General features: G+C 62.2%; 26 protein-coding genes. 24 read left to right on the top strand and 2 right to left on the bottom strand.

The window, feature by feature from the left end; genetic code table 11:
• Positions 1-38 precede the first annotated feature (38 nt).
• The 3 genes from mscK to trxC all read left to right on the top strand — a co-directional run bounded on the left by mscK (position 39) and on the right by trxC (position 5,471).
• Entirely contained in the window at positions 39-3,422 is a 3,384-nt protein-coding gene (mscK, locus tag AB4N82_RS07675) for a mechanosensitive channel MscK (RefSeq protein ID WP_032890337.1), read from the top strand.
• Between the two features lie 48 nt (positions 3,423-3,470).
• A complete protein-coding gene (gene selO, locus AB4N82_RS07680; RefSeq protein WP_122764227.1) occupies positions 3,471-4,934 on the top strand; it encodes a protein adenylyltransferase SelO in 1,464 nt (487 codons plus the stop codon).
• Positions 4,935-5,036: 102 nt separating this feature from the next.
• Positions 5,037-5,471, top strand: a complete 435-nt coding sequence (gene trxC, locus AB4N82_RS07685; RefSeq protein WP_032890334.1) for a thioredoxin TrxC — start codon at positions 5,037-5,039, stop codon at positions 5,469-5,471.
• 117 nt (positions 5,472-5,588) lie between these two features.
• Here the strand turns inward: trxC and AB4N82_RS07690 are convergent, their stop codons facing one another.
• A complete protein-coding gene (locus tag AB4N82_RS07690; RefSeq protein WP_122764228.1) occupies positions 5,589-6,359 on the bottom strand; it encodes a ParA family protein in 771 nt (256 codons plus the stop codon).
• A 337-nt stretch (positions 6,360-6,696) separates the two neighbouring features.
• Between AB4N82_RS07690 and AB4N82_RS07695 the strand changes: the two genes are divergently transcribed.
• The 20 genes from AB4N82_RS07695 to AB4N82_RS07790 are packed head-to-tail and all read left to right on the top strand — an operon-like array spanning position 6,697 to position 23,951.
• A complete protein-coding gene (locus AB4N82_RS07695) occupies positions 6,697-7,416 on the top strand; it encodes a beta-ketoacyl synthase chain length factor (protein ID WP_032890331.1) in 720 nt (239 codons plus the stop codon).
• Positions 7,392-8,204: a lysophospholipid acyltransferase family protein gene (locus AB4N82_RS07700; RefSeq protein ID WP_032890329.1), complete on the top strand. Its 813-nt coding sequence runs from the start codon at positions 7,392-7,394 to the stop codon at positions 8,202-8,204. Before AB4N82_RS07695 ends, AB4N82_RS07700 begins: the two co-directional genes overlap by 25 nt.
• Positions 8,182-8,451, top strand: a complete 270-nt coding sequence (locus AB4N82_RS07705; protein WP_010563239.1) for a phosphopantetheine-binding protein — start codon at positions 8,182-8,184, stop codon at positions 8,449-8,451. The genes AB4N82_RS07700 and AB4N82_RS07705 overlap by 23 nt, the downstream gene beginning before the upstream one ends.
• 9 nt (positions 8,452-8,460) lie before the next feature.
• Positions 8,461-8,715 (top strand): acyl carrier protein, encoded by a 255-nt coding sequence (locus AB4N82_RS07710; protein ID WP_003187949.1) that lies wholly within the window; start codon positions 8,461-8,463, stop codon positions 8,713-8,715.
• Entirely contained in the window at positions 8,712-9,257 is a 546-nt protein-coding gene (locus AB4N82_RS07715) for a COG4648 family protein (RefSeq protein WP_032890326.1), read from the top strand. The genes AB4N82_RS07710 and AB4N82_RS07715 overlap by 4 nt, the downstream gene beginning before the upstream one ends.
• Positions 9,254-10,924, top strand: a complete 1,671-nt coding sequence (locus tag AB4N82_RS07720; RefSeq protein ID WP_122764229.1) for an ApeI family dehydratase — start codon at positions 9,254-9,256, stop codon at positions 10,922-10,924. The genes AB4N82_RS07715 and AB4N82_RS07720 overlap by 4 nt, the downstream gene beginning before the upstream one ends.
• The gene (locus AB4N82_RS07725) at positions 10,917-11,651 is read left to right on the top strand and encodes a glycosyltransferase family 2 protein (protein WP_095186112.1); all 735 of its coding nucleotides are present in this window, start codon (positions 10,917-10,919) and stop codon (positions 11,649-11,651) included. The genes AB4N82_RS07720 and AB4N82_RS07725 overlap by 8 nt, the downstream gene beginning before the upstream one ends.
• Positions 11,648-12,583 carry an LpxL/LpxP family acyltransferase gene (locus tag AB4N82_RS07730; RefSeq protein WP_122756635.1) on the top strand — a complete coding sequence of 312 codons (936 nt, stop codon included), beginning with the start codon at positions 11,648-11,650 and terminating at the stop codon, positions 12,581-12,583. Before AB4N82_RS07725 ends, AB4N82_RS07730 begins: the two co-directional genes overlap by 4 nt.
• On the top strand, positions 12,567-14,108 hold the full coding sequence (locus tag AB4N82_RS07735; RefSeq protein WP_032890318.1) for an HAL/PAL/TAL family ammonia-lyase: 1,542 nt from the start codon (positions 12,567-12,569) through the stop codon (positions 14,106-14,108). The genes AB4N82_RS07730 and AB4N82_RS07735 overlap by 17 nt, the downstream gene beginning before the upstream one ends.
• Complete coding sequence (locus AB4N82_RS07740; RefSeq protein ID WP_032890316.1) at positions 14,101-14,526, top strand: acyl-CoA thioesterase; 426 nt, start codon at positions 14,101-14,103, stop codon at positions 14,524-14,526. Before AB4N82_RS07735 ends, AB4N82_RS07740 begins: the two co-directional genes overlap by 8 nt.
• Entirely contained in the window at positions 14,523-15,113 is a 591-nt protein-coding gene (locus tag AB4N82_RS07745) for an outer membrane lipoprotein carrier protein LolA (RefSeq protein ID WP_095186114.1), read from the top strand. The genes AB4N82_RS07740 and AB4N82_RS07745 overlap by 4 nt, the downstream gene beginning before the upstream one ends.
• Complete coding sequence (locus AB4N82_RS07750) at positions 15,103-17,415, top strand: MMPL family transporter (RefSeq protein WP_032890312.1); 2,313 nt, start codon at positions 15,103-15,105, stop codon at positions 17,413-17,415. Before AB4N82_RS07745 ends, AB4N82_RS07750 begins: the two co-directional genes overlap by 11 nt.
• A 33-nt stretch (positions 17,416-17,448) precedes the next feature.
• Positions 17,449-18,696 (top strand): NAD(P)/FAD-dependent oxidoreductase, encoded by a 1,248-nt coding sequence (locus AB4N82_RS07755; protein ID WP_081797837.1) that lies wholly within the window; start codon positions 17,449-17,451, stop codon positions 18,694-18,696.
• Positions 18,693-19,427 carry a class I SAM-dependent methyltransferase gene (locus AB4N82_RS07760; protein WP_122764230.1) on the top strand — a complete coding sequence of 245 codons (735 nt, stop codon included), beginning with the start codon at positions 18,693-18,695 and terminating at the stop codon, positions 19,425-19,427. Before AB4N82_RS07755 ends, AB4N82_RS07760 begins: the two co-directional genes overlap by 4 nt.
• A complete protein-coding gene (locus AB4N82_RS07765; protein ID WP_095186117.1) occupies positions 19,424-19,906 on the top strand; it encodes a hypothetical protein in 483 nt (160 codons plus the stop codon). The genes AB4N82_RS07760 and AB4N82_RS07765 overlap by 4 nt, the downstream gene beginning before the upstream one ends.
• On the top strand, positions 19,903-21,069 hold the full coding sequence (locus tag AB4N82_RS07770; RefSeq protein WP_122682117.1) for a beta-ketoacyl-[acyl-carrier-protein] synthase family protein: 1,167 nt from the start codon (positions 19,903-19,905) through the stop codon (positions 21,067-21,069). The genes AB4N82_RS07765 and AB4N82_RS07770 overlap by 4 nt, the downstream gene beginning before the upstream one ends.
• On the top strand, positions 21,066-21,527 hold the full coding sequence (locus tag AB4N82_RS07775) for an ApeP family dehydratase (protein WP_032890304.1): 462 nt from the start codon (positions 21,066-21,068) through the stop codon (positions 21,525-21,527). Before AB4N82_RS07770 ends, AB4N82_RS07775 begins: the two co-directional genes overlap by 4 nt.
• Complete coding sequence (gene fabG, locus AB4N82_RS07780; RefSeq protein WP_032890302.1) at positions 21,524-22,252, top strand: 3-oxoacyl-ACP reductase FabG; 729 nt, start codon at positions 21,524-21,526, stop codon at positions 22,250-22,252. The genes AB4N82_RS07775 and fabG overlap by 4 nt, the downstream gene beginning before the upstream one ends.
• The gene (locus tag AB4N82_RS07785; protein ID WP_122764231.1) at positions 22,252-23,478 is read left to right on the top strand and encodes a beta-ketoacyl-ACP synthase; all 1,227 of its coding nucleotides are present in this window, start codon (positions 22,252-22,254) and stop codon (positions 23,476-23,478) included. The genes fabG and AB4N82_RS07785 overlap by 1 nt, the downstream gene beginning before the upstream one ends.
• Before the next feature lie 26 nt (positions 23,479-23,504).
• Positions 23,505-23,951 (top strand): hypothetical protein, encoded by a 447-nt coding sequence (locus AB4N82_RS07790; RefSeq protein ID WP_122682119.1) that lies wholly within the window; start codon positions 23,505-23,507, stop codon positions 23,949-23,951.
• Positions 23,952-24,230: 279 nt separating this feature from the next.
• Here AB4N82_RS07790 and AB4N82_RS07795 read toward each other — a convergent pair whose 3' ends face one another.
• Positions 24,231-25,124 carry a LysR family transcriptional regulator gene (locus AB4N82_RS07795; protein WP_122764232.1) on the bottom strand — a complete coding sequence of 298 codons (894 nt, stop codon included), beginning with the start codon at positions 25,122-25,124 and terminating at the stop codon, positions 24,231-24,233.
• Between the two features lie 184 nt (positions 25,125-25,308).
• On the opposite strand from AB4N82_RS07795, the gene AB4N82_RS07800 reads away from it, so the two are divergent.
• Positions 25,309-26,517, top strand: a complete 1,209-nt coding sequence (locus AB4N82_RS07800; protein WP_032890295.1) for an MFS transporter — start codon at positions 25,309-25,311, stop codon at positions 26,515-26,517.
• The last annotated feature ends 124 nt before the right edge of the window (positions 26,518-26,641 follow it).

The following is a 26,641-nucleotide window of genomic DNA, read 5'->3' on the forward strand; positions in this document are numbered from 1 at the left end:
GCACGCTCCCGATTCTTCACCTTGCAAGACCGGTCTCTATGCCAACCCTGCGCACTTTTCTCGCCACTGCCCTGCTGGGCCTGACCCTTTGTGTCGGCAGCGTCTACGCCGCCGAGCCGCCCAGCGCCGACGCCATTCAGCAAACCCTGGACAAGCTGCCTGATCGCAAACTGCCCGACGCCGACATGAAGGCGCTGCAGTCGATCCTGCAACAGACCCTGACCTACCTGGGCAACCAGCAGGATTATGAGCAGCGCCTCACTGACCTCAAGCGCCAGCTGGAAGACGCGCCGCGCCAGACCAGCGAAAACCAGCGCGAGCTGACCCGGCTCAAGGCCACCAAAATCATCCCGGTGGCCCAACGCTATGCCACGCTGCCCGTGCCACAGCTTGAGCAATTGCTGGTGCAACGCACCACCCAGCAAGGCGACCTGCAAAAAGACCTGGCCGAAGCCAACAGCCTGACCATCGCTGCCCAAACACGCCCCGAACGCGCGCAGACCGAAATCAGCAGCAGCCAGACGCGCATCCAGCAGATCAACGCGACCCTCAAGGCCGGTAAAGACAATGGCAAAGCCCTCAGCGGCGACCAGCGCAACCAACTGAATGCCGAACTCGCTGCGCTCAATGCCCTGATCCCCCTGCGCCGCCAGGAACTGGCCGGCAACAGCCAACTGCAAGACCTGGGCAACAGCCAGCACGACCTCGTGGTGGAAAAGACCGCGCGCCTGGAACAAGAAATCCAGGACCTGCAAACCCTGATCAACCAGAAACGCCTGGCCCAGTCCCAACAGACCGTCACCCAGCAGTCGATCGAAGCGCAAAAGGCCGGTGGCAGTAGCCTGTTGGCCACCGAAAGCGCGGCCAACCTGAAGCTGTCCGACTACCTGCTCAAAAGCACCGACCGCCTCAACGACCTGACCCAGAAGAACCTGCAGACCAAGCAGCAACTGGACACCGTGACCCAGAGCGACTCGGCCCTGGACGAGCAGATCAACGTGCTCAAGGGCAGCCTGCTGCTGTCGAAGATTCTGTATAAGCAAAAACAAGCGCTGCCACGCCTGACGGTGGACCGCGACCTGGCGGACGACATCGCCAACATTCGCCTGTACCAGTTTGAGGTCAACCAACAGCGTGAGCTGATCAGTTCCCCCAGCACCTATGTGGACAATCTGCTGGCCAACCAGCCACCGGATGACATCACCCCACAACTGCGCCGAACCCTGCTGGAACTGGCGATTACCCGCAGCGACCTGCTGGAGCGCCTGAGTCGTGAGTTGAGCGCGCTGCTCAATGAGTCCATCACCCTGCAACTGAACCAGAAACAACTGCTCAGCACCGCCACCACCCTGCGCGCGACGCTGGATGAGCAGATGTTCTGGATCCCCAGTAACAAGCCGCTGGACACCGAGTGGCTGGAAACCGTGCCGGCGCACTTGAGCAAGCAAGTCACCACCCTGCCCTGGGCGTCCAGCGTCAGTGAGCTGTACGACGGCCTGACCCAGCGCCCGCTACTGTTCCTGCCATTGCTGCTATTGATCGGCGCACTGCTGTGGCGACGCAAGGCCCTGTACCAACGCCTGAACAAGGTCCATCTGGACATCGGGCACTTCAAGCGCGACAGCCAGTGGCACACGCCGCAAGCCATCTTGATCAATATCCTGCTGGCCATGCCCGTATCGCTGGGACTGGCGCTGTGCGGCTACGCGCTGCAGATCGACGCCCGTGGGCAAAACGCCAACCTGGGTTCAGCCCTGCTGCAACTGGCCCAGGCGTGGCTGGTGTTCTACACCGCCTACCGCATCCTGGCGCCGGGCGGCGTGGCGGAACTGCACTTCCGCTGGGAAAAACCCCAGGTCGAATTCCTCCAGGGTTGGGTACGCAAACTCGGGCTGGTGGTATTGGCTCTGGTGGCCGTGGTGGCGATTGCCGAGCATCAACCGGCGGCACTGGCCGACGACGTGCTGGGCATCGCCGTGGTCCTGACCTGCTACGCCCTGATGGCCTGGCTGCTCGGGCGCCTGCTGCTGCACAGCCCGACCCACGAAAAAGCCTCGCTGTTCCGCAAATCCGTGGGCCTGGTATTCACCGCACTGCCGATCGCCCTGTTTATTGCCGTGTGCTTTGGCTACTACTACACCGCCCTCAAGCTCAGCGACCGACTGATCAACACCTTGTACCTGTTGATGTTTTGGCTGGTCATCGAAGCCACCTTCGTCCGCGGCCTAGGCGTTGCCGCCCGGCGCCTGGCTTATTCCCGCGCCCTGGCCAAACGCCAGGCCGCCAAGGAAGCAGGTGACGGCGAAGCGGTAATCGAAGAGCCGACCCTGGACATCGAGCAGGTCAACGAACAGTCCATGCGCCTGATTCGCCTGGCCCTGCTGGGCGGCTTTATCGCCGCGTTGTACTGGGTGTGGTCGGACCTGATCTCGGTGTTTTCGTACCTGGATAACGTCACGCTGTACGAATACACCAGCGGCACCGGTGCCAATATCAGCATGGTGCCCATCAGCATCGGCGACTTGCTCGGCGCGCTGATCATCATCGGTATCACCTTCGCCCTGGCGCGCAACCTGCCCGGTCTGCTGGAGGTGTTGGTGCTGTCCAAACTGGATCTGGCCCAGGGCAGCGCCTACGCCACCACCACGCTGCTGTCCTATGTGATTGCCGGCGTCGGCTTCGTGTCCACCCTGTCTACCCTCGGCGTGAGCTGGGACAAGCTGCAGTGGCTGGTCGCCGCGCTGTCGGTGGGCTTGGGCTTCGGCATGCAGGAGATCTTCGCCAACTTTATCTCCGGCATCATGATCCTGTTCGAACGCCCGGTGCGTATCGGCGACACCATCACCATCGGCAACCTGTCGGGCACGGTGAGCAAAATCCGCATCCGCGCCACCACCATCACCGACTTCGACCGCAAGGACATCATTGTCCCGAACAAGACGTTCATTACCGGGCAACTGATTAACTGGTCGCTGACCGACACCATCACCCGCGTCACTCTGAAACTGGGCGTGGACTACGGCTCCGATCTGGACCTGGTGAAGGAATTGCTGCTCAAGGCCGCGAGGGAAAATCCACGGGTGCTGAAGGAACCGGAACCTCACGTGTACTTCCTCAACTTCGGCGAAAGCACCCTCGACCACGAGCTGCGTATGCACGTGCGCGACCTGGGTGACCGCAACCCGGTACTCGACGAGGTCAACCGCTACATCAACCGTGAGTTCAAGAAGCAGCACATCAACATCTCGTTCCGGCAGATGGAGGTGTACCTCAAGAACATGCATGGCCAGGAGTACAAACTGGTGCCGGTCGAGGATGATCGCAAGACCATCGCCGGGCCCGCCACCGAACAGGACGCCCCCGAGCCGCCGCCCGGCAAAGTCGACGATGCTCCGGAACCGCCGCCCAGCAAACTCGACTAAAGCGTCTATCCCCAGCAGAATGCTCGGACATTCTGCTGGAGATGGCCGGTGAAAGCCCTCGACGAACTGACCTTCGACAACCGCTTCGCACGCCTGGGCGACGCGTTCTCAACCCACGTTTTGCCCGAACCCCTCGACGAGCCTCGCCTTGTCGTGGCGAGCAACGCCGCCATGGCCCTGCTCGACCTCGACCCGGCGGTGGCCGAAACGCCGGTATTCGCCGAACTGTTCAGCGGCCACAAGCTGTGGGCCGAAGCAGAACCGCGCGCGATGATCTATTCCGGGCACCAGTTCGGCGGCTATACCCCTCAGCTGGGCGACGGCCGTGGGTTGTTGCTGGGCGAGGTGTACAACGAGGCCGGCGAACATTGGGACCTGCACCTCAAGGGTGCCGGGATGACGCCTTACTCGCGGATGGGCGATGGCCGTGCGGTTTTACGCTCCTCGATTCGTGAGTTCCTCGCCAGCGAAGCACTCCACGCGTTGGGCATCCCCAGCAGCCGCGCGCTGTGTGTAATCGGCTCCAGCACGCCGGTATGGCGGGAAAAACAGGAGCGGGGTGCCATGGTGTTGCGCCTCGCGCCCAGCCATATCCGCTTCGGGCATTTCGAATACTTCTACTACACCAAGAAGCCCGAGCAGCAAGCCGAACTGGCCGGGCATGTGCTGAACCTGCACTACCCCGAGTGCCGCGAACAGCCCGAACCGTACCTGGCGATGTTCCGTGAAATCGTCGAGCGCAACGCCGAGATGATCGCCAAATGGCAGGCCTATGGCTTCTGCCATGGCGTGATGAACACCGACAACATGTCAATCCTGGGCATCACCTTCGACTTCGGGCCGTTCGCGTTTCTTGATGACTTTGACGCGCACTTCATCTGCAACCATTCGGACCATGAAGGGCGCTACTCCTTCAGCAATCAGGTGCCGATTGGACAGTGGAACCTCAGTGCGCTGGCCCAGGCGCTCACGCCGTTTATCAGCGTCGATGCCTTGAAGGAGGCCCTCGGCCTGTACCTGCCGCTGTACCAGGCGCACTACCTGGACCTGATGCGTCGCCGACTCGGGCTCACCACCGCCGAAGACGACGACCAGCAACTGGTGGAGCGCCTGCTGAAATTGATGCAGAACAGCGGTGTGGATTACACGCTGTTCTTCCGTCGCCTTGGGGATGAGTCAGCGGCGCTGGCCGTAGCGCGGTTGCGCGATGATTTTGTCGACATGGCCGGGTTCGATGCCTGGGCCGAGCAGTACAAGGAACGTGTTGCACGGGACGCAGACTCCAGCGAGGAACAGCGCCGCGAGCGGATGCACGCCGTGAATCCGCTGTACATCCTGCGCAACTACCTCGCCCAGAACGCCATCACCGCAGCCGAGTCGGGCGACTACAGCGAAGTTCGGCGATTGCATGAGGTGCTTTCCAGGCCGTTCGAGGAGCAAGCGGGGATGGAGCAGTACGCGCAGCGGCCGCCGGATTGGGGAAAGCATTTGGAGATCAGTTGTTCGTCGTGACCACGAGAGCAATGAGCGCCCTTTCTACAATCATGTGTTTCGCTTGATAACTATCATTGCTGGCTCCAAATAGAGCCTATTGGCCATTTCCAGGAGCCCTCAATGTCCGAACCTCTCGTCATACCCTGCCCTCATTGCAACGGCCTCAACCGCATCCCCGGCGAACGCCTGGCAGATGCCCCCAAATGCGGGCGTTGCAAACAGCCCGTTTTGTTGAATAAGCCTTTTGAGCTGAAACAAGGCGACTACGCCAGCCAGATCAAAGGCGACCTGCCGCTTCTGGTGGACGTTTGGGCCGACTGGTGCGGACCGTGCAAGTCGTTCGCACCAGTGTTTGAACAGGCTGCCGGACAGCTGGAGGGCAAGTGCCGGTTGGCCAAGCTGGACAGCGAGGCCAATCAACAGTTGTCGGCGCAGTTAGGGATTCGGTCGATTCCGAGCCTGATTCTGTTCAAGAATGGTCGCGAAGTGGCGCGTCAGAGTGGAGCGTTTCCGTTGCCGCAGTTGATGAGTTGGTTGCGTAGCCAGGGGGTGTAACCGAACCTCAAGGACAATGCTGGACAGTGTGGGAGGGGGCTTGCTCCCGATGCGGTGGGTCAGCTCCAGATGAGCTAGCTGGCATACCGCTATCGGGGGCAAGCCCTCTCCCACAGGTCAGGCGCTTTCAAGCAAGTTATGCAATTCCACGAACTGCTGGGTCAGCTTGTGCCGTGGGTCGAGGTGGATCAGCGGCTTGTTCTCCTGATGGGACTCGCGCATGCGCACCGAACTGGCCAGGTACACCGGAAGCACCGGCAACCCTTCGTTGATCAACTCCTCCAGCATCTGCTGCGGCAGACTCGCTCGGGCCTGGAACTGGTTGACCACGATACCTTCGACTTCGAGGCCTTCGTTGTGGTCTTCCTTCAATTCTTCGATTTCGGCCAGCAGGCCATACAGGGCCTGCCGCGAGAAGCTGTCGCAATCGAAGGGGATCAACACACGATCAGCAGCAATCAGCGCCGAAACCGCATAAAAGTTCAGGGCTGGCGGTGTATCCAGGTAAATCCGGTCGTAATCTTCGCTCAGCTCATCCAGCAGCTTTCGCAGCTTGTTGATCTTGTGCTTGGCTTCAAGCTTGGGCTGCAAGTCCGCGAGTTCGGCCGTCGCGGTAATGACGTGCAGGTTATCGAAGGGCGTTTCGTAGATATCGACCTTGTTCTTCTTCGAAAACGGCCCGGAAGACAGGGTTTGCTTGAAAAAGTCCGCGATCCCCATGGGAATGTCGTCGCCGGTCAGCCCGGTGAGGTACTGGGTTGAGTTGGCTTGTGCATCGAGGTCCACCAACAGGGTTCGATAGCCTTCGCTGGCACTGACCGCCGCCAGGTTGCAGGCGATGCTGGACTTGCCAACGCCGCCTTTCTGATTGAACACCACACGCCGCATGGAAAAACCTCCGTGTATCAATGAATGTCCGAGTGTAGAGGGCAAAAGCGCCTGTTAGCTACCTCGTTCATCCATCCATTGCCGCACTCTAGACAGGTCGTCGCACCTCACACACAAAAGAATAGGAACGGTCCGACAATCCAACTCAGCCATCGATAAAGGACAATCTGTAAATCCTTACCAACAAATTGTATTCAGCCGTGAACAAATCTTTACCAAAGTTTGCTAGAACCCCGCGGCACCGGGATAATGCGCGCCATTCGGCTATTGCTCCCTGTCCCGGTATTCGGGGCCAAAAGCCGCACATGGAAGCCCGCAGGGGCGGGATAACTTCTCAGTGATCAACTTCAACATTGCCCAATGGCGTGCCTGGGCCCCAGGGCTGGAAAGTGCGGACGAATGGCGCGCATGGTGCCAGGCGCCGGTGCTGCTGCCCGCCAGCGATGCCTCGCCCGACGTATCCTTCTTGCCCGCCATGCAGCGCCGCCGCCTGAGCCGGCTGGCGCGCATGGCCTTCAGCGTGGGCTGGCCCCTTGCAGAAGGCCTGCAAGACCTGCCGCTGGTGTTTATTTCCCGGCACGGCGAAACCCCACGCACTCTAGACATCCTCAGCGACCTGGCCAACGAGCAGCCGCTGTCCCCGACCCAGTTCAGCCTGTCTGTGCATAACGCAGTGATTGGCCTCTGGTCGATTCTGCGTAATGAAACCAGTGAAATGACCGCCCTCGCCGCCGCCGGCGATGGCCTGGAGCACGGCATGCTCGAAGCCGCCGCGCTGCTCAATGAAGGCGCCCCGGCGGTATTGCTGGTGATCACCGAAGAACAGCCGCCCGAGGCTTACGCCAGTTGGATCGTTGACGTGCCCTTCCCCTACGCCCTCGGCCTGTTGCTCACACCAGGCGACGAGTGGCAACTGGAACTCACACCCGGCACTGTCCAAGCCAATCAAACCCAGTGGCCCCACGCCCTGAACCTGCTGCGCACCCTGCTCACTGAACAGGGCGCCTGCCAACATGCCTGGAAGAACCGTGTATGGAACTGGCAACGCAAGCTCTGACTGACAAGCCACGGGACGCCTACTACTGGCGCCTGTTTGCCACCGCCGCCAGCTTCTTCCTGTTTGGTGTCGGCGGGCTGTGCCTGCGCTTGCTGGTGTTTCCGGTGCTCAGCTGCCTGCCGGGCAGTGCCGACAAGCACCAGCGCCGTGCCCGTCACACCATCAGCAAGCTGTTCTGGTTCTTTATCCGCATGATGCATCGCGCTGGCGTGCTGACCTACAGCGTCGAAGGCGCCGAGAAACTCGGCCGCCCCGGCCAGATGATCGTTGCCAACCACCCGTCGCTGATCGATGTGGTGTTTCTGATCGGCCTGATGCGCCAGACCAACTGCGTGGTCAAGCAAAGCCTGTGGCAGAACCCGTTCACCCGGGGGCCGATACGCGATGCGGGCTATATCAGCAATGACGGCAGCGCGGAGATGCTCGATGCCGCCGCCGACGCCCTGCGCGAAGGCCAGACGCTGATCATCTTTCCTGAAGGCACCCGTACCACACCCGGCGCGGCGCCCGCCTTTCATCGCGGCGCCGCCGCCATTGCGCTGCGGGGTGCGACAATCATCACCCCCGTGGTGATCAAGGTCAGCCCAACCACCTTGACCAAAGCCGAACCCTGGTATCGCATCCCGAAACGCCGCTTTCACTTCAGTTTGCGGGTGGGTGCCGATATAGAACCACAGGCGTTCGCGGCACTGGGGCCCGCGCCTCAGGCTTCACGCAAGCTCAACGATCACCTGCACCACTATTTCATTAAGGAGCTCGCCGAAGATGAGCGACCAACACCGCCTTGAGCACGACATAAAGACGCTGATCATCGAGGCCCTGGGTCTGGAAGACATCAGCGCCGACGACATCGGTAGCGACCAAACCCTGTTCGGCGAAGGCCTGGGCCTGGATTCGGTAGACGCCCTGGAATTGGGTCTGGCGATTCAAAAAAAATACGGCATCAAAATCGATGCCGACGCCAAGGACACCCGTAATCACTTCACCAACGTGGCGAGCCTTGCGGCGTTCGTTACGGCCAGACAGGCAGCTTGAGACCGGACCATGCAAACTCGTGACGATATTTTCAACACCCTGCGCGATGCCTTGGTGGAACTGTTTGAACTCCCCCCAGAGCGCGTCACCCTTGACGCCAACCTGTATCAGGACCTGGAAATCGACAGCATCGATGCCGTGGACCTGATCGACCATATCAAGCGCCAGACCGGCAAGAAGATTGCCGCCGAAGAGTTCAAGGCCGTGCGCACAGTGAACGACGTGGTAGAGGCGGTGTACCGTCTGGTCCAACCCGCCGCATGAGCCGGCTGATCGGCCTTGGCCTGTTGTTGGCGGGGCTGCTGTACCCCTTTGCGGTGTATTACGGCACTGAGCATTTTGCGCCGTGGCAATTCGGGCTGCTGCTGGGCAGCCTCTGGCTGTTGCGCGCGTTCATCGGCGCACCACGTCCCGGCAGTCGCTGGATGGCGTTGGCGATGATCGTGTTTTGCCTGTTACTGGCTTGGTTCGACAGCCCGCACTTGCTGCGCTGGTACCCGAGCCTGGTCAGTGCCTTCATGCTCGCGCTGTTTGGCCTGAGCCTGAAATACGGCCCGCCGATGGTGGAGCGCCTGGCACGCATGACCGACCCGGAGTTACCGCCCAACGCGATTGTGTATACCCGCCAGGTCACCGTGGTGTGGAGCGTGTTTTTTCTGTGTAATGGCCTGCTCGCTGCCGCCCTAACCTTATGGGCGCCACTGAGCTGGTGGACGTTGTACAACGGCCTGATCGCCTACGGATTGATGGGGCTGTTGTTTGCCGTGGAATGGCTTGTACGACAAAGGGTTCGAGGCCGCATATGAATGGGTTGAAACTTGAGCACTTGCTGCTTGAGCCGCTGCAACAGCGTTTGGTGACCACCGAACCTGCAATGAATCACGCCCAACTGTGGGAACAATCACTCGGCCTGGCCGCGGGCCTGCAAGCGCGCGGTATTCGGCGTCTGGCGGTGCATCTGGAAGATGCCGGCGTGCTGGCGATCGCCCTGCTGGGCGCCTGGCGCGCAGGGGTCAGCGTACTGCTTCCCGCCGATCTGCAGCCCCAGACCCGCCAACGCTGGGCCGATGCCGTCGACGCCTGGCTGGTCGAACCCGCCGATCTCGACGCGCTGTACCAGGCGCCGTTCCCTGCTGCCGCGCTCGACCTGGACACGTGCCAACTGAGCCTGTGCACCTCCGGCTCCAGCGGCGAGCCCAAGCGTATCGACAAAACCCTGCGCCAATTAGCCAACGAGGTTCAAGCGCTGGAAGCCTTGTGGGGTGCGGACCTTAAAGACGCCTGCATCATCGGCAGCGTCGCCACCCAGCACATCTACGGGTTGCTGTTCCGGGTGCTGTGGCCGTTGTGCGCCGGTCGTACCTTTGTGCGCAAGCAACTGGCCTTTCCCGAAGACTTGCAACGCGCCAGCCGCGAACACCCTCAATTTGCCTGGGTGGCCAGCCCGGCACTGCTCAAACGCATGGGCGACAACCTCGACTGGCCCGCGCTGAGCCAGGTGTCGCGAGTGTTCTCTTCCGGCGGCGCCTTGCCCGTCGAAGCCGCCGCCAGTCTTTACGAGCGTTTGCACCAATGGCCGACGGAAATTCTCGGCAGCTCGGAAACCGGCGGCATCGCCTGGCGCCAGGGCGCGCAACCCTGGCAGCCGTTTGCCGATGTGCAACTGAGCCAGGACGCCGACGGCGCTCTGCGCATCGCCTCGCCTTACCTGCCAGCAGGGCATATTGAACAGACCGCTGACGCTGCACATATCCATGCCGATGGTCGCTTCGAGCTGCTGGGTCGCCTGGACCGCATCGTCAAGCTGGAAGAAAAACGCATCTCCCTGCCGATGCTGGAACAAGCGCTGATGGCCCACCCATGGGTCGCGGAAACGCGCCTGGGCGTGGTGCAAGAAAACCGCGCGTCACTCGGTGCCCTAGTGGTATTGAGCGCCGAAGGCCTACACGCCCTGCGCAACCAGGGCCGCCGCAGCCTCACTCAAACCCTGCGCCAGCATCTGAGCCAGCATTGCGAAGCCCTGGCCCTGCCCCGTCGCTGGCGCCTGCTGCGACAGTTGCCGTTGAACGCCCAGGGCAAACTGCCCCAGGCCGATGTGGCCGCGCTGCTGCTGGCGCCACGGCCAAAGGCGCCGGAGGTGTTGGGGCAGATCGAAGCCGATGGCGAATGGACCGTGCAACTGAGTGTGCCGCCGGACCTGGCCTACTTCAGCGGGCACTTCCCGGTCACCCCCGTGCTGCCGGGCGTGGTGCAAGTGGAATGGGCGTTCAACCTGGGCCAGCACCTGCTCGACCTGCCCGCGACCTTTGCCGGGATGGAAGTGCTCAAGTTCCAGCAACTGATACGCCCCGGCGATCGTATCGAATTGCACCTGCGCTTCGACCAAGAGCGCGGCAAGCTGTATTTCGCCTACCGCAACGGCGTCGCGGCCTGCTCCAGTGGGCGGATTCTGCTGGAGACTGTCGATGCATAACCCCTGCGCCCTGATCCCGGTCTACAACCACGAAGCCGCCGTGCCCGCCGTGGTCCAAAGCCTGTTGAACAGCGGCCTGCCCTGCCTGTTGGTCGACGACGGCAGCAGCCCGGCGTGCGCGGCGGTGTTGGCGCAATTGGCGACCCTCAATAACGTGACTCTGCTGACCCTGCCACACAACCAAGGCAAGGGCGGCGCGGTCATGGCGGGTTTCCGCGAAGCTGCACGCCTTGGCTATTCCCACGCCCTGCAAGTGGACGCCGACGGTCAGCATGATTTGCGCGAAGTCGAAACGTTTGTCGATACCTCGCGCAGGCACCCCGACGCTATTATCTGCGGCTACCCCGAATACGATGAAAGCGTGCCCAAAGGCCGCTTGTACGCGCGCTACCTGACCCACGTGTGGGTGTGGATCAACACGCTGTCGCTGCAGATCCGCGACTCGATGTGCGGCTTTCGCGTCTACCCGCTGACACCGGTGCTGGCGCTGATGGACTCGGCCTACATTGGCACGCGCATGGACTTCGACTCGGACATCCTGGTGCGCCTGGCATGGCGTAATCAGCCGATGCGCTGGCTGCCGACGAAAGTGCATTACCCCACCGACGGCCTGTCGCACTTTCGCCTGTTCCACGACAACGTGCGTATCAGCGCCATGCATACGCGGCTGTTTTTCGGCATGTTGGTGCGCGCGCCGATGATCCTGTGGCGACGGTGGAAGGCATGAGCGACAACACGCAACACTGGGCCGACCGCGAAGAACGCGGCAGCTACTGGCTGATGAAATTCACCGCCTTCGCGGCCAAAATCCTCGGCCGACGCCTGCTGAGCCCGGTGCTGTACGGCATCGTGCTGTACTTTTTCCTGTTCGGCCGAAGCGCGCGCCAGAGCGCCTGGCAATACCAGCAGCGCCTGGCCGAATGGAGCGGGCGCGATGAGTTACGCCCCAGCCACCGCAAAGTATTCGGCCAGTTCATGGCCTTCGCCGATTCCCTGCTCGACAAACTCGACGTGTGGAACGGCAAGCTGCGCCTGGAACAAATCGAAATCAACGACCCGGCGAAACTACGCGGGCAACTGCGCGGCGAGCGCGGCCAGATGCTGGTCGGCGCACATTTGGGCAACCTGGAAGTGTGCCGCGCGCTGGCGGAAATCGGCGAAAAGGTCACCATGAACGTGCTGGTGCACACCAAGCACGCCGAACAATTCAACCGCCTGTTGGGCGAAGCCGGGGCGAGTCATCTGCGCCTGATCCAGGTCAGCGAGTTGGACCCGGCGACCATGTTGCTGCTGAGCCAGCGCCTGGACGAGGGCGAGTGGCTGGCGATTGCGGGCGACCGCGTGCCGCTGCACGGCGGGCGCACGGTGCGCGTGGATTTCCTCGGCCATGACGCCGCATTCCCCCAAGGCCCGTGGCTGCTGGCCGGCCTGCTCAAATGCCCGGTCAACCTGCTGATGTGCCTCAAGCACACTGGGCGTTATCGCCTGACTATCGAACCGTTCACACCCTTGATCGAATGGAAGCGCAGCACCCGCGAGCAGGTCATCGCTCAGTGGACCTCACGCTACGCCGCACGCCTGGGCCAGTTCTGCCTGGAAGCGCCCCAACAATGGTTCAACTTTTACCCTTTCTGGAAGACCGATGACGACGCATCTTGAGCCGGTAACCTTTGGCGAACGCCCCCTGCGCATCGAAGACGTGCTGGCCCTGGCCAACCGTCAGGCGCCCACCCAGTTGCAGGGCGACGCCGCGTATCGCCAGCGCATCGCCAAAGGCGCGCAGTTCCTCGACTCGCTGCTGGACAAGGAAGGCGTGATCTACGGCGTGACCACCGGCTACGGCGACTCGTGCGTGGTCGCAGTGCCGTTGCAACACGTCGAGGCCCTGCCCCGTCACCTGTACACCTTCCACGGTTGCGGCCTGGGTAAATTGCTCGATGCACAAGCCACCCGTGCCGTGCTGGCCGCGCGGTTGCAGTCGTTGTGCCACGGCGTTTCAGGCGTGCGCGTGGAGTTGCTGGAGCGCCTGCACGCGTTCCTCGAACACGACGTGCTGCCGTTGATCCCGGAAGAAGGTTCGGTGGGTGCCAGCGGTGATCTGACGCCGCTGTCCTACGTGGCCGCGACCCTGTCCGGCGAGCGCGAGGTGATGTTCCGTGGCGAACGTCGCCAGGCCGCCGACGTGCACCGCGAGTTGGGTTGGGACCCGCTGGTTTTACGTCCGAAAGAAGCCCTGGCCCTGATGAACGGCACCGCCGTGATGACCGGCCTCGCCTGCCTCGCCTTCGCCCGCGCCGACTACCTGCTGCAACTCGCCACACGCATCACCGCACTCAACGTGGTCGCGCTGCAAGGCAACCCGGAACACTTCGACGAGCGCCTGTTCGCCGCCAAGCCGCACCCTGGGCAGATGCAAGTCGCCGCCTGGCTGCGCAAAGACCTGGCGATTGACGCGCCGACCGCGCCGCTGCATCGCCTGCAGGATCGTTATTCGCTGCGCTGCGCGCCCCACGTGCTCGGCGTGCTGGCGGACAGCCTGAACTGGCTGCGTTCGTTTATCGAGATCGAGCTGAACAGCGCTAACGACAACCCGATCATCGACGCCGAAGAAGAACGCGTGCTGCACGGTGGGCACTTCTACGGCGGGCATATCGCCTTTGCCATGGACAGCCTCAAGACCCTGGTGGCCAACGTAGCTGACCTGCTCGATCGCCAACTCGCGTTGCTGGTTGACGTGCGTTACAACCACGGCCTGCCGAGCAACCTGTCTGGCGCGCCAGCCGACCGCGCGATGATCAACCATGGCTTCAAGGCCGTGCAGATCGGCACCAGCGCCTGGACCGCCGAAGCGCTGAAAAACACCATGCCGGCCAGCGTGTTCTCGCGCTCCACCGAGTGCCACAACCAGGACAAAGTCAGCATGGGCACCATCGCCGCCCGCGATGCAATTCGCGTGTTGGAGCTGACCGAACAGGTTGCCGCCGCCACCTTGCTCGCCGCCAACCAAGGTGTGTGGCTGCGCGCCCAGGCCGAGGATGCGCGGGCGCTGCCACCGGCGTTGGCCGCCATGCATGAGGAACTGGCCAAGGACTTCCCGCCGGTGATCGAAGACCGCGCCCTGGAAGGCGAACTGCGCCTGTGCCTGCAACGCATCGCCGAGCAACACTGGAGGCTGCATGCGTAGCCCCGGCGTACTGCACTGCGACACCGAAATCCTCGTGCCATTTTTCGACGTCGACACCATGAACGTGGTGTGGCACGGGCACTACGTGAAGTATCTGGAAGTGGCGCGCTGCGCGCTGCTGGACAAGATCGGCCACAACTACACAGCGATGCTCGAAGCCGGCTATGCCTGGCCGGTCATCGACATGCAACTGCGCTACGTGCGCGGGGCAGTGTTCGGCCAGACGATCAACGTGCGCGCCAGCCTGGTGGAATGGGAGAACCGCTTGAAGGTCAATTACCTGATTACGGACCTGGCCAGCGGCGAGCGTTTGACCCGCGCCACTACCGTGCAAGTGGCGGTGGAGATGGCCAGCCGTGAGATGCAGTTGGCCTCACCCAAAGTGTTCACAGATGCGGTCGAGAGGGCCCTGGCATGAGAGCGATCATCCTGTTTGTGGGCCTGCTGCTGAGCGTCAGCGCCCACGCCTTCGACCTGCAACAACTCAGCGATCAGTTGGCAAAACCTTCCGTGATCCACGGCAGCTTCACCCAGGAAAAACACCTGCGCGCCCTGCCACAGCCCTTGGTCAGCAAGGGTACTTTCGTCCTCGCCAAAGACCACGGCCTGCTATGGCTGCTCAAAACCCCATTGCAACAGGACTACCGCATCAGCGCCCAAGGCATCGCCCGGCGTGAAGCCAATGGCTGGCAGACACTGCCAAACAAGAGCGCCGGTGCCGAGCAGAACCGGTTGTTCCTCGCCGTACTCCAGGGCGACAGCAGCGGCTTGCAGCGGGATTTCGAGCTGCAACTGCAAGGCGAGGCTACGCAATGGAAGCTGACGCTGATCCCTCGGTCGCTGCTGCTGAAACAAGTGTTCACCCAGATCAATATCGACGGCGGCGCGCTGGTGCAAAAAATCGAACTGCTGGAAACCCAAGGCGACAGCACCGTACTGCGCATGCAGGACAGCACCGCCGAACAACCGTTGAGCGACGCGGAGCAACACGACTTTGCCCAGTGAGCGCCTGTTGCCGCGCCTGTTCCTGATCCTGCTGGTGGCGGTGCTGGCCCTGGCCGGCTGGCAGTGGCGCCACGGTGCGCCGCTGTCGGCCAACCTGATGGAACTGGTGCCGGGCAGCACGCCGAACGCCTTGGAACTGCAAGCCGAACAGCGCATGCAGGAACCGCTGAACCGCGAGATGCTGGTACTGGTGGGGCATGCCGACCGCCAGCAAGCGGTGGCTGTGGCGCAACAGTTGGGCGAGCGCTGGCAGGCCAGCGGTCTGTTTGAAAAGGTGCAGTGGAACCTGCAAGCCGACTTGCCGGCACTGCGCGAGCAATTGCTGCGCGGCCGTTTGGCGATGCTCTCGACCAAGGACCGCGAGCAACTGATTGAACACCCCGACGCCTTTATCCAGCAGCGCGTGCAGGCGCTGTTCGACCCGTTCACCGGCTTCAGCCTGGTGCCGAGCCAGGATGACTGGCTGGGCCTGACCGGACGCATCCAGAACAGCCAGCCGCAACGTGGCTCGGTGCAGTTGGATATCGGCAGCGGCGCGTTGATCGCCGATGCCGACGGCAAAAGTTGGGTGTTGCTGCGCGCGCGCACCACCGGCAATGCCTTTGATATGAAACTGCCGCTGCAAGTAGCGGATTTGCTCCAGGCCAGCCGTGAACAGGCCGGCCAACAAGGCGCGCAACTGCTGGCGGCCAGTGGTTTGTTATACGCCGCCAATGGTCAGCAACAGGCCACACGGGAAATCACCTGGGTCGGTGGCGGCGCGACCGTGGGCATCCTGCTGTTGCTGTTGCTGGCGTTCCGCCGATGGCGGGTATTGCTGGCTTTCGTGCCGGTACTGGTGGGCATGCTGTTTGGCGCCGTGGCGTGTGTGGCGCTGTTTGGCCATATGCATGTGATGACCTTGGTGCTTGGCTCCAGCTTGATTGGCGTCGCGGTGGATTACCCGCTGCACTACCTGTCAAAAAGCTGGAGCCTCAAGCCCTGGCGCAGTTGGCCGGCGTTGCGCCTGACCCTGCCAGGGCTGAGCCTGAGCCTGGCTACCAGTTGCATCGGTTACCTGGCGCTGGCCTGGACGCCGTTCCCGGCGCTGACCCAGATCGCGGTGTTCTCCGCGGCGGGCCTGGTCGGTGCGTATCTGTCGGCCGTGTGCCTGTTGCCGGCATTGCTCAAGGGTGTCGAACTGCGTCCGGCGCAATGGCCGCTGCGTATCGCCGAATGCCTGTGGCAGATTCGCGCCGCGTTGCTCACGCGCGTGCCGAGCCCGGTGCTACTGGCGCTGGTGTTGCTGTTTTGCGCCGGTGGCCTGTGGCAGCTCAATAGCAAAAACGATATCCGCCAGTGGATCGGCGCGCCGCCGCAGTTGCTGCAAGAGGCCCAGGCCGTGGCGCGCATCACAGGTTTCCAACCCACCAGCCAGTTCTTCCTGGTGCGCGCCGAGAATCAACAGCAATTGCTGGAGCGCCTAGCCGCGTTGGGCCAGCGCCTGGATCAATTGGTGAATATGGACAAGCTCCAGGGTTACCTGGCGCTCAATCAACTGGTCAACCTGCCCGCCGAGCAGCAACAACTGCGCGAAGCACTGAACACACTGCCACAGCATTGGCAGCCGCTGCTGGACCTCGGCGTGCCGGCCAGCGCCCTGCAAGCTGAAGTTGCGCAGTTGCAAGCGCTGCCCACCGAAGACATTGACGCGGCACTGGCAGGCCCGATGGCCGAACCCTGGCGCACACTGTGGCTCGGCCCGGTGGACGGCGGTGTTGCAGCGATGGTCAGCCTGCAAGGTCTGAACAACCCAGCGCTGTTGCGGGTACAGGCCGTGGACTTGCCGGGCGTGCAGTTGGTGGATCGCCTCGGTGATCTGAACCGCGTCTTCGCCGCCACCCAGATCAGCGCCGCGGAACTGAAATTGATGTCGTGCGTGCTGATCGTGTTGCTGCTGATCCTGCCGTTTGGTTTCGGCGGCGCCCTGCGCATCGTTGCACTGCCATTACTGGCCGCACTGTGCAGCCTGGCCAGCCTCGGTTGGCTGGGCCAGCCGCTGACGTTGTTCAGCCTGTTCGGCTTGCTGCTGGTGACGGCGATCAGCGTCGACTACGCGATCCTGATGCGCGAGCAGATCGGCGGTGCTGCCGTGAGCCTGCTGGGTACACTGCTTGCGGCGCTGACAACGTGGTTGTCGTTCGGCCTGCTGGCGGTGTCCAGCACGCCCGCAGTGAGTAATTTCGGCTTATCGGTCAGCCTGGGCCTGGCATTCAGCTTTATGCTGGCGCCCTGGGCTGGCCATCAGAAACACGCCTTATGAATCGGATTATCGCCATAGCGGCAAGGAGCCCTCGTGCCCACAGTTGAAATGGAACGTCGCCAGGTTGTCGTGATTGGTGCCGGCCCGTCCGGCGCCATCGCCGCCGCGCTGCTCAAGCGCAAAGGGCATGATGTATTGATCATCGAGCGCCAGCATTTTCCACGGTTCTCGATCGGCGAAAGCCTGCTGTCCCACTGCATCGACTTTATCGAAGAAGCTGGCATGCTCGACGCCGTGCAGGCCGCAGGCTTCCAGGTAAAAACCGGGGCAGCGTTCGCCTGGGGCGAGCGTTACAGCGCCTTTGACTTCAGCGACACCTTCAGCAACGGCAAGCCGACCACTTTCCAGGTGCAGCGAGGCGAGTTCGACAAGTTGCTGGCCGACCAGGCGGCATTGCAGGGCGTGGAGATCCGCTACGGTGAAACCATCGTCGGCGTGGATTTCGCGGGCGATAGCCGCTACCTGCATGTGCGCCGCGAAAACGGCAGCGAGTACCACATCAAAGCCAAGTTCGTGCTCGATGCCAGCGGCTATGGCCGCGTGCTGCCGCGCCTGCTGGATCTGGAAGCACCGTCGAATTTCCCGGTACGCCAGGCGGTGTTCACTCATGTTGAAGACCGCATCGAACACCCAGGTTTCGACCGTACCAAGATCCTGGTAACCACTCACCCGACCAAACGCGACATCTGGTTCTGGACCATTCCGTTCAGTAATGGCCGGTGCTCGGTGGGCGTGGTCGCGGCCAAGGAGCATTTCGACGGCCGCGACGCTGACCTGGACGCCTGCCTGCGCGGCTTTATCGACGAAACTCCAAGCCTGTCCGGCGTGCTGAACAACGCGGTGTGGGACACGCCAGCGCGCACCATCGGCGGCTACTCGGCCAACGTCAAAACCCTGCACGGCCCGGGCTTTGCCCTGCTGGGCAATGCGGCGGAATTCCTCGACCCGGTGTTCTCCTCCGGTGTGACCATCGCCATGCGCTCAGCGAGCATGGCGGCAGCCCTGCTGGACCGTCAGCTCAAAGGCGAAACAGTGGACTGGCAAACCGAATTTGCCGCACCGTTGAAGCGCGGCGTCGACACCTTCCGCTGCTACGTCGAAGGCTGGTACGCAGGGACATTCCAGGATGTGATTTTCCACCCCGAAAGCTCGCCGGAGATTCGCCGCATGATCAGCGCGATTCTCGCAGGCTACGCGTGGGACGAGCGTAATCCGTTTGTCAGCGAGCCCAAGCGGCGGTTGCGGATGTTGTCGGAGATTTGCGCGAGTGAACCGACATGACATCTCAATACCTGAGTAAAAATTACGTCGAAGAAACCAAATTCGGTTTGTGGTTCCTGCGCAGTCACACCTGGCAGCACCATGTGCTGCGCGTGGCGATCAACGACCTGCGCAGCCTGTTCACCGACCCACTGCCCGAAGCGCCGGTATTGCTCGACGCCGGCTGCGGCCAGGGCAAGTCCTTCCAGTATTTGCAGCAGGTGTTCGCCCCCGAGCGCCTGATCGGACTGGACGCAGATCCTCATAGCCTGGAATTGAGCAAGGCTGAAGCCACGCGCCAGGGCCTGGCCATCGAGCTGATCGGCAGCGACTGCGCCACCCTCGATGTGCCGGACGAGAGCGTCGATATCCTGTTCTGCCACCAGACCTTCCATCATCTGGTCGAACAGCATCGCGCACTCAAAGAGTTTTACCGAGTGCTCAAGCCGGGAGGCTATTTGCTGTTTGCCGAATCCACCGAAGCCTATATCGACACTTGGGTGATCCGCTGGCTGTTCCGCCACCCCATGCATGTGCAGAAAAGCGCCGAAGAATACCTCCAGATGCTCCGCGAGCAGGGCTTTGAATTCGGCCCACAGAACGTTTCATACCCGTACCTGTGGTGGAGCCGTTCCAGCGACTTCGGCCTGCTGGAGCGCTGGGGCCTGCGCAACCCGCCGCCGGTGGGCCAGCGCGAAGAAACCCTGGTCAACTGTGTGGCGCGCAAGCCTCTGGCGAGTTGCGCACCATGATGCGCAGCCTGTTGATCGGTTGCCTGCTATTGCTGAGCGCCTGCGCCAGCCAGCCGCCGTTGCCGGAAAAAACGCCCGCGCTGGCGTTGCCGATGCAACTGCATGTGCAGCGCCATGCAGATGGACAGAGCCAGGATTGGTTCCTGGTGATCCAGCGCGAAGGCAGCGCAATCCGCTGGTCGATGATGGACCCGCTGGGCATCCCGCTGGCCCGGCAAAAACTGATCGATGGCGCCTGGCAGGCCGACGGCTTGCTGCCGCCCAATCCCCAGGCGCGGGAGCTGTTCGCCGCCCTGCTGTTTGCCCTGGCCTCAGCCGATGACGTGCGCGCGCTTTACCCCAGCGCCCAGGCAAGGGGCCTCACACGTACCCTGCCGGGGCATTGGCAAATCGTCTACCAATCCTCAGAAGTCTTCAGTGTGACCATGACCGGCCAACCCTTGAGCTACCGCATTACACCGCTCGGTGCCGCCCAATGACCGCCTACCTCAACGCCCTCGGCGTGATTTGCGCCCTTGGTCGCGGTCAGGAGCACGTCAGCCGCAGCCTGTTTGCCGGTGACTGTTCAGGCATGCGCGCCGAAAGCGGTTGGGTGCCGGAGCGCGTGTTGCCGGTCGGCAGTGTGCACGGCGAGCTGGCAACCATCCCGGTGGAACTCGGCCAACAGAGCAGCCGCAATAACCAACTGTTGCTGGAAGCGGCGTTGCAGATCGAGAACGAGATTCGTCAGGCGATCCACACCTACGGCGCCTCGCGCGTTGGCGTCGTGCTGGGCACCAGCACCTCGGGCATCGACGAAGCCAGCCGCGGCATCGCCCTGTACCTGCGCGACAAGCACTTCCCCTGCGACTACGACTACCAGCAACAGGAACTCAGCGCCCCGGCGAACTTCCTCGCCGACTGGCTGCAACTGAGCGGCCCTGCCTACGTGATTTCTACCGCGTGCACCTCCAGCGCCCGCGCCCTGATGAGCGCCCAGCGCTTGCTTGATCTGGGGGTGTGCGATGCGGTGATCTGCGGCGGCGTGGACAGCTTGTGCAAGCTGACCCTCAATGGTTTCAGCGCGCTGGAAGCCGTCTCGAATGAGCGTTGCAACCCTTTTTCGGCGAACCGCAACGGCATCAATATCGGCGAAGCGGCCGTGCTGTTTTTGATGAGTAAAGCGCCGGCACCGATTGCCTTGCTGGGCAGCGGCGCCAGCTGCGACGCACACCATATCTCCGCGCCCGAACCTACCGGCAAAGGCGCGTTGCAGGCGATGCGCAAGGCCTTGGCCAGTGCAAAACTGGCGCCGGAGCAGATCGGCTACCTGAACCTGCATGGCACCGCCACCCAGCACAACGACGCCATGGAAAGCCTGGCCGTCGCCAGCCTGTTCCCCGAAGGCGTGGCCTGCTCATCCACCAAACCCATGAGCGGCCACACCCTCGGCGCCGCCGGTGCGCTGGAAGCGGCCTTCTGCTGGCTGAGCCTGACTCACGGCCGCGTCCCACCCCACGTATGGGACGGCCAGGCCGACCCCGCGTTGCCCGCCTTGCAATGGGCACGCAGCGACGAAACCTTGGGAAAAACCTGCCTGATGAGCAACTCGTTTGCCTTCGGCGGTAATAACGTCAGCCTGATTATCGGAGAGGCCCCATGACCAACTGGCCACTCGCCGAGCTGCTGCCTCACGCGGGCGACATGATCCTGATCGAACACGTGCTGTCGTTCGACGAAGAGCAGATCCACACCCGTCTCACCGTCAAGCCTGGCGGCCTGTTCAACCGCCCTGACGGCAGCCTGCCGGCCTGGGTCGGCATCGAGTTGATGGCGCAGAGCGTCGCCGCCTACGCCGGTTGCCGCGCACGCCAAAGGGGCGAGGCGGTGGAACTGGGCTTCCTGCTCGGCACACGTAAGTTCGAATGCAACGTGGAACACTTCCCGGTGGGCGCCGAGCTCAACATCCACGGCCTGCGCTCCCTGGAAGACGACAACGGCATGGGTGTGTTCGAATGCCACCTGACCGGCGACGGTATCCAGGCCAGCGCCCGCTTGAACGTATTTCGACCGCCCCAGGCGGCCAATTATTTAGAAGAATCGAAGGACGAAACGCCATGACTGAATCCGTACTGGTCACCGGCTCCAGCCGTGGCATCGGCCGCGCCATTGCCCTGCGCCTGGCCCAGGCCGGCCATGACATCGTGCTGCATTGCCGCAGCGGCCGTGCCGAAGCCGATGCAGTGCAAGTCGAAATCGAAGCCCTTGGCCGCAAGGCACGGGTGCTGCAATTCGATGTGGCGGATCGTGCGACCTGCAAGGAAATCCTTGAGGCCGACGTCGAGCAACATGGCGCCTACTACGGCGTGGTGCTCAATGCCGGGCTGACCCGCGACGGAGCGTTCCCGGCCTTGTCGGAAGACGATTGGGACGTGGTGATGCGCACCAACCTGGATGGTTTCTACAACGTGCTGCACCCGGTGATGATGCCAATGATTCGCCGTCGCGCAGCCGGGCGTATCGTGTGCATTACCTCGGTGTCGGGGCTGATCGGCAATCGCGGCCAGGTCAACTACAGTGCCTCGAAAGCCGGCTTGATCGGCGCGGCAAAAGCCCTGGCCATCGAGTTGGGCAAGCGCAAGATCACTGTCAACTGCGTAGCCCCCGGCTTGATCGACACCGCGATGCTGGATGAAAACGTACCGGTGGAAGAGCTGATGAAAATGATCCCGGCACAGCGCATGGGCACTCCCGAAGAAGTCGCTGGCGCGGTGAATTTCCTGATGTCGGCCGAAGCCGCCTATATCACCCGCCAGGTGTTGGCCGTCAATGGAGGCTTGTGCTGATGAAACGTGTAGTCGTCACCGGCATGGCCGGCATGACCTCCCTGGGCGGAGATTGGGCGACCATCTCCGCCAACTTTCGCGCCAACCGCAGCGGCATTCGGCGCATGGACGAGTGGGACCGTTTTACCGAACTGAACACGCGCCTGGCCGGCCCTATCGACGATTTCGTCGTGCCGGCCCACTGGACCCGCAAGCAGCTGCGCAGCATGGGCCGTGTCTCGCGCCTGGCGGTATGGGCGGCGGAGCAGGCATTGCAGGACGCCGGGTTGCTCGGTAATGAGTCGATCAAGGATGGGCGCATGGGTGTGGCGTGTGGTTCGTCCACCGGCAGCACCGATGAGATCAAGGCGTTCGGCAATATGCTGCTCAATTCTGTGGCCGAGGGGCTGAACGCCAACTCCTATGTACGGATGATGCCGCACACCACGGCGGCGAATATCAGCATCTTTTTTGGCCTGACTGGGCGGTTGATCCCAACGTCCAGCGCCTGCACCAGCGGCAGCCAGGGCATCGGTTATGCTTATGAGGCGATCAAGTTCGGCCGCCTGCCCTTGATGCTCGCCGGCGGCGCCGAGGAGCTGTGCCCCACCGAAGCCATGGTGTTCGACGCACTCTACGCCACCAGCCTGAAAAACGACGCCCCGCAAACCAGCCCACGCCCCTACGACAGCGGCCGCGACGGCCTGGTGATCGGCGAAGGCGGCGGCATGCTGGTACTTGAGGAGCTGGAACACGCCCTGGCGCGGGGTGCACATATTCACGCGGAACTGGTCGGCTTCGGCAGCAACGCTGACGGCCAGCACACCACCCGCCCGGAACAGAAAACCATGCGCCGCGCCATGGAGCTTGCCCTTGAGGACGCTGGGCTCACACCAGACGCGATTGGCTACGTGAACGGACACGGCACCGCCACCGATCAAGGCGACATCGCCGAGACCCTGGCCACCAGCAGCCTGTTCGGCAAGCGCATGCCCATCAGCTCGCAAAAAAGCTTCCTCGGCCACACCCTCGGGGCGTGCGGGGCGCTGGAGTCGTGGTTCAGCATCGAGATGATGAACCGCAACCAATACGTGCACACCTTCAATCTGGACTCCGTCGACCCGCAGTGCGGGGAGCTGGACTACCTGCAAGGTGAATTCCGCGAGATGCACCACGACTACGTGATGAACAACAATTTTGCGTTTGGTGGCGTGAATACGTCGCTGATCTTCCGCCGCTGGTCCTGACTTTTTAAACGATTGGAGAATACGGAATGTCTTCCTTGCTACGCGTCACCCTGATCACCCTGGCGCTGTTGACCACTGCCGGCTGCACCAGCAAACCGGTCCTCAACACCCAGCACGACCTGCCGGCGAACACCCAGGTCAGCGAAGAAAAAATGAAGACGGTCATCGTCAACGCCCTGCAAAAACGCGAGTGGAACGTGCAACGCCTGAGCCCGCAACTGGTGCAGGCCGAGATCACTGTGCGTAACCAGTACTACGCCGCCATCGACATCCGTTACACCCGCAACAGTTACGCCATCACCTACCGCGACAGCCGCGAGCTGGGCTACAAGGACGGCAAGATTCATCGCAACTACAACCGCTGGGTGAACAACTTGGACAGCGACATCATGGCGGGCTTGCGCAGCAATGGTGTGAGTAGTGAGGCAGGGTCGGCGGCGCAGTTGTTTGAGCAAACCGGGACCACCAAGTAAAACCGAGACTCCGTGGGGAGCGGGCGGTGCGAGGCCGCCCAATAAAGACGCGGGTATTTTTCTGTTAGAACTCAACGTCTGGTTTTGGGGCTGCTGTGCGGCCCAGCGCGGTACAAGCCCGCTCACCACGAGTCTCTCGTTTTCTCAGGTTATGTTTTAGATACCTATCGGGAGCGAGCCTCCTCCCGCACTTGAACCGAGTACGCCCGGCAACGCTTGGCCGTCAAGGGAACAAGCTCCCTCACAACATTTTCGATGAAGCATTGCAACCTATGCACATCAGTGGGTGGCCTTAAGCGTCAACAACTCCACAAACGCCTTCGCCATCGGCGTCTGCGCGCCCTTGCGCTGTACCAGCCATACCGAGGTCACCGCCTCCGGGTCCAGTAAGGTGCGATACACCACTCCATCAATGCGGATGCGCTGGTAAGACGCCGGCAGCACCGACACGCCCAACCCCGCCGCCACCAGGCCGATGATGGTCATCGCCTCGCCCGCTTCCTGGGCGAAGTGCGGGCTGAAGCCAGCGTCGCGGCACAGGCTGAGCAGTTGGGCATACAGGCCGCTCCCATAGCTGCGTGGGAAAAACACAAACGGCTCGTCAGCTAACTGGGCCAGGTGCAAGCCACGCTCACTGCCTTCCACCAACGGGTGACCGGCACTCAAGACAGCAACCAGGGGTTCGCGCATCAGCTCGATCACATTCAACGAATCCGGCAATGGCAAGGGACGCATCAACCCCACCTGAATCGACTCATCCACCAGCGACTCGGCCACTTCGGTGCTGCTCATTTCCTGCAGGTTCAAGTGCACCGCCGGGAAGGCCTGGCGAAACGCGAAGATCGCCTGGGGAATGCTCGCGTTGAAGGGCGCTGACGAGGTGAAGCCTATCTTCAACTCCCCCAGCTCACCCAACTGCGCCCGCCGCGCGACGTCCGCCGCCTTGTCCACCTGGGCCAGCACCAACCGCGCTTCGTGCAGGAACAAGCGCCCCGCCTCGCTCAGCTCAACCCGACGATTGGTACGCTCAAATAACCGCGCGCCCACCTCCTGCTCCAGCGCCTGGATCTGCTGGCTCAGGGGCGGTTGCGAGATGCCCAGCACCTGCGCGGCCCGGCCAAAGTGCAGTTCTTCGGCAACAGCGATGAAGTACCGCAGATGACGCAATTCCATGCAAACCCCATTAGGTCGTTAAAGCTATCAAACAGGTCGAACAATATATTGGAAAGAATCATTAGCCAGCTATATTCTTTTTTGCATTGCCAGCCCTGACAGGCTTTTGCTCCCCGAGGTCCCCGTGAAATCTGCTGTCGCTCCACTCGCTCAAGACGTCCCGCCCACCGCCCTCGATGAGGTAGTGGCTCAGCTCAATGACGCGTTCATCGAGAAAGGCACGCCGATGTTCATGCGCACGGTGCTGGCGTTGTTCTCCGGCGGTTTTGCCACGTTTGCCCTGCTGTATTGCGTGCAACCGATGATGCCGGCACTGTCCCACGAGTTTTCCATCAATGCCGCGCAAAGCAGCCTGATTCTCTCGGTGTCCACGGCGATGCTTGCGCTGGGTTTGCTGATCACCGGACCGATTTCCGACACCCTGGGGCGTAAGCCGGTGATGGTCGCCGCGCTGTTCTGCGCGGCGCTGGCCACGATTGCCAGCGGCCTGATGCCGTCCTGGGAAGGGATCCTGCTGATGCGTGCGCTGGTGGGCCTGTCACTCAGCGGCGTGGCCGCCGTCGCAATGACCTACCTGAGCGAAGAGATCCACCCCCAGCACATCGGCCTGGCCATGGGCCTGTACATCGGTGGCAATGCCATTGGCGGCATGAGCGGACGCCTGATCATCGGCGTGTTGATCGACTTCGTCAGCTGGCACACCGCAATGCTGATCATCGGCGCCCTGGCGCTGATCGCGGCCACGGTGTTCTGGAAAATCCTCCCAGAATCGCGCAACTTCCGCGCCAGCAGCCTCAAGCCACGCAGCCTGATGGACGGCTTTGTCATGCACTTCAAGGACGCGGGCCTGCCGTGGCTGTTTCTTGAAGCCTTCCTGCTGATGGGCGCGTTCGTGACGATGTTCAACTACATCGGCTATCGCCTGCTGGCCGACCCCTACGACCTGAGCCAGGCCGTGGTCGGCCTGCTGTCGTTGGTCTACCTCTCGGGCATCTACAGCTCGGCGAAAATCGGCTCCCTCGCCGACCGCCTCGGCCGCCGCCGTGTGCTGTGGGCCACCATCGTGCTGATGCTCGCCGGCATGCTGCTGACCCTGTTCTCCCCGTTGTGGCTGGTGGTGCCGGGCATGCTGATCTTCACCTTCGGCTTCTTCGGCGCCCACTCGGTGGCCAGCAGCTGGATCGGTCGCCGAGCAGTCAAGGCCAAGGGGCAGGCGTCGTCGTTGTACCTGTTCTGCTACTACGCTGGCTCAAGCGTCGCCGGCACCACGGGTGGATTCTTCTGGCACCTCGCCGGATGGAACGGCATTGGTGCATTCATCGTGGCGCTGTTGATCGGCGCGTTGCTGGTCGCGTTGAAGTTGGCGAAGTTGCCGCCGCTGGCCTCGGCCTGATAAGCACCACACTTAAGAAGCAACACTCCCACATAACAAAAAGATTTAAACGCACTATGGCCAAGCGATAAAAAAATCCGCCTAGCCATGCACAGTTCATTCAGGTTGTTAGCGACAACATCAC

The sequence above is a fragment of the Pseudomonas sp. H1_D04 genome (assembly GCF_054683855.1).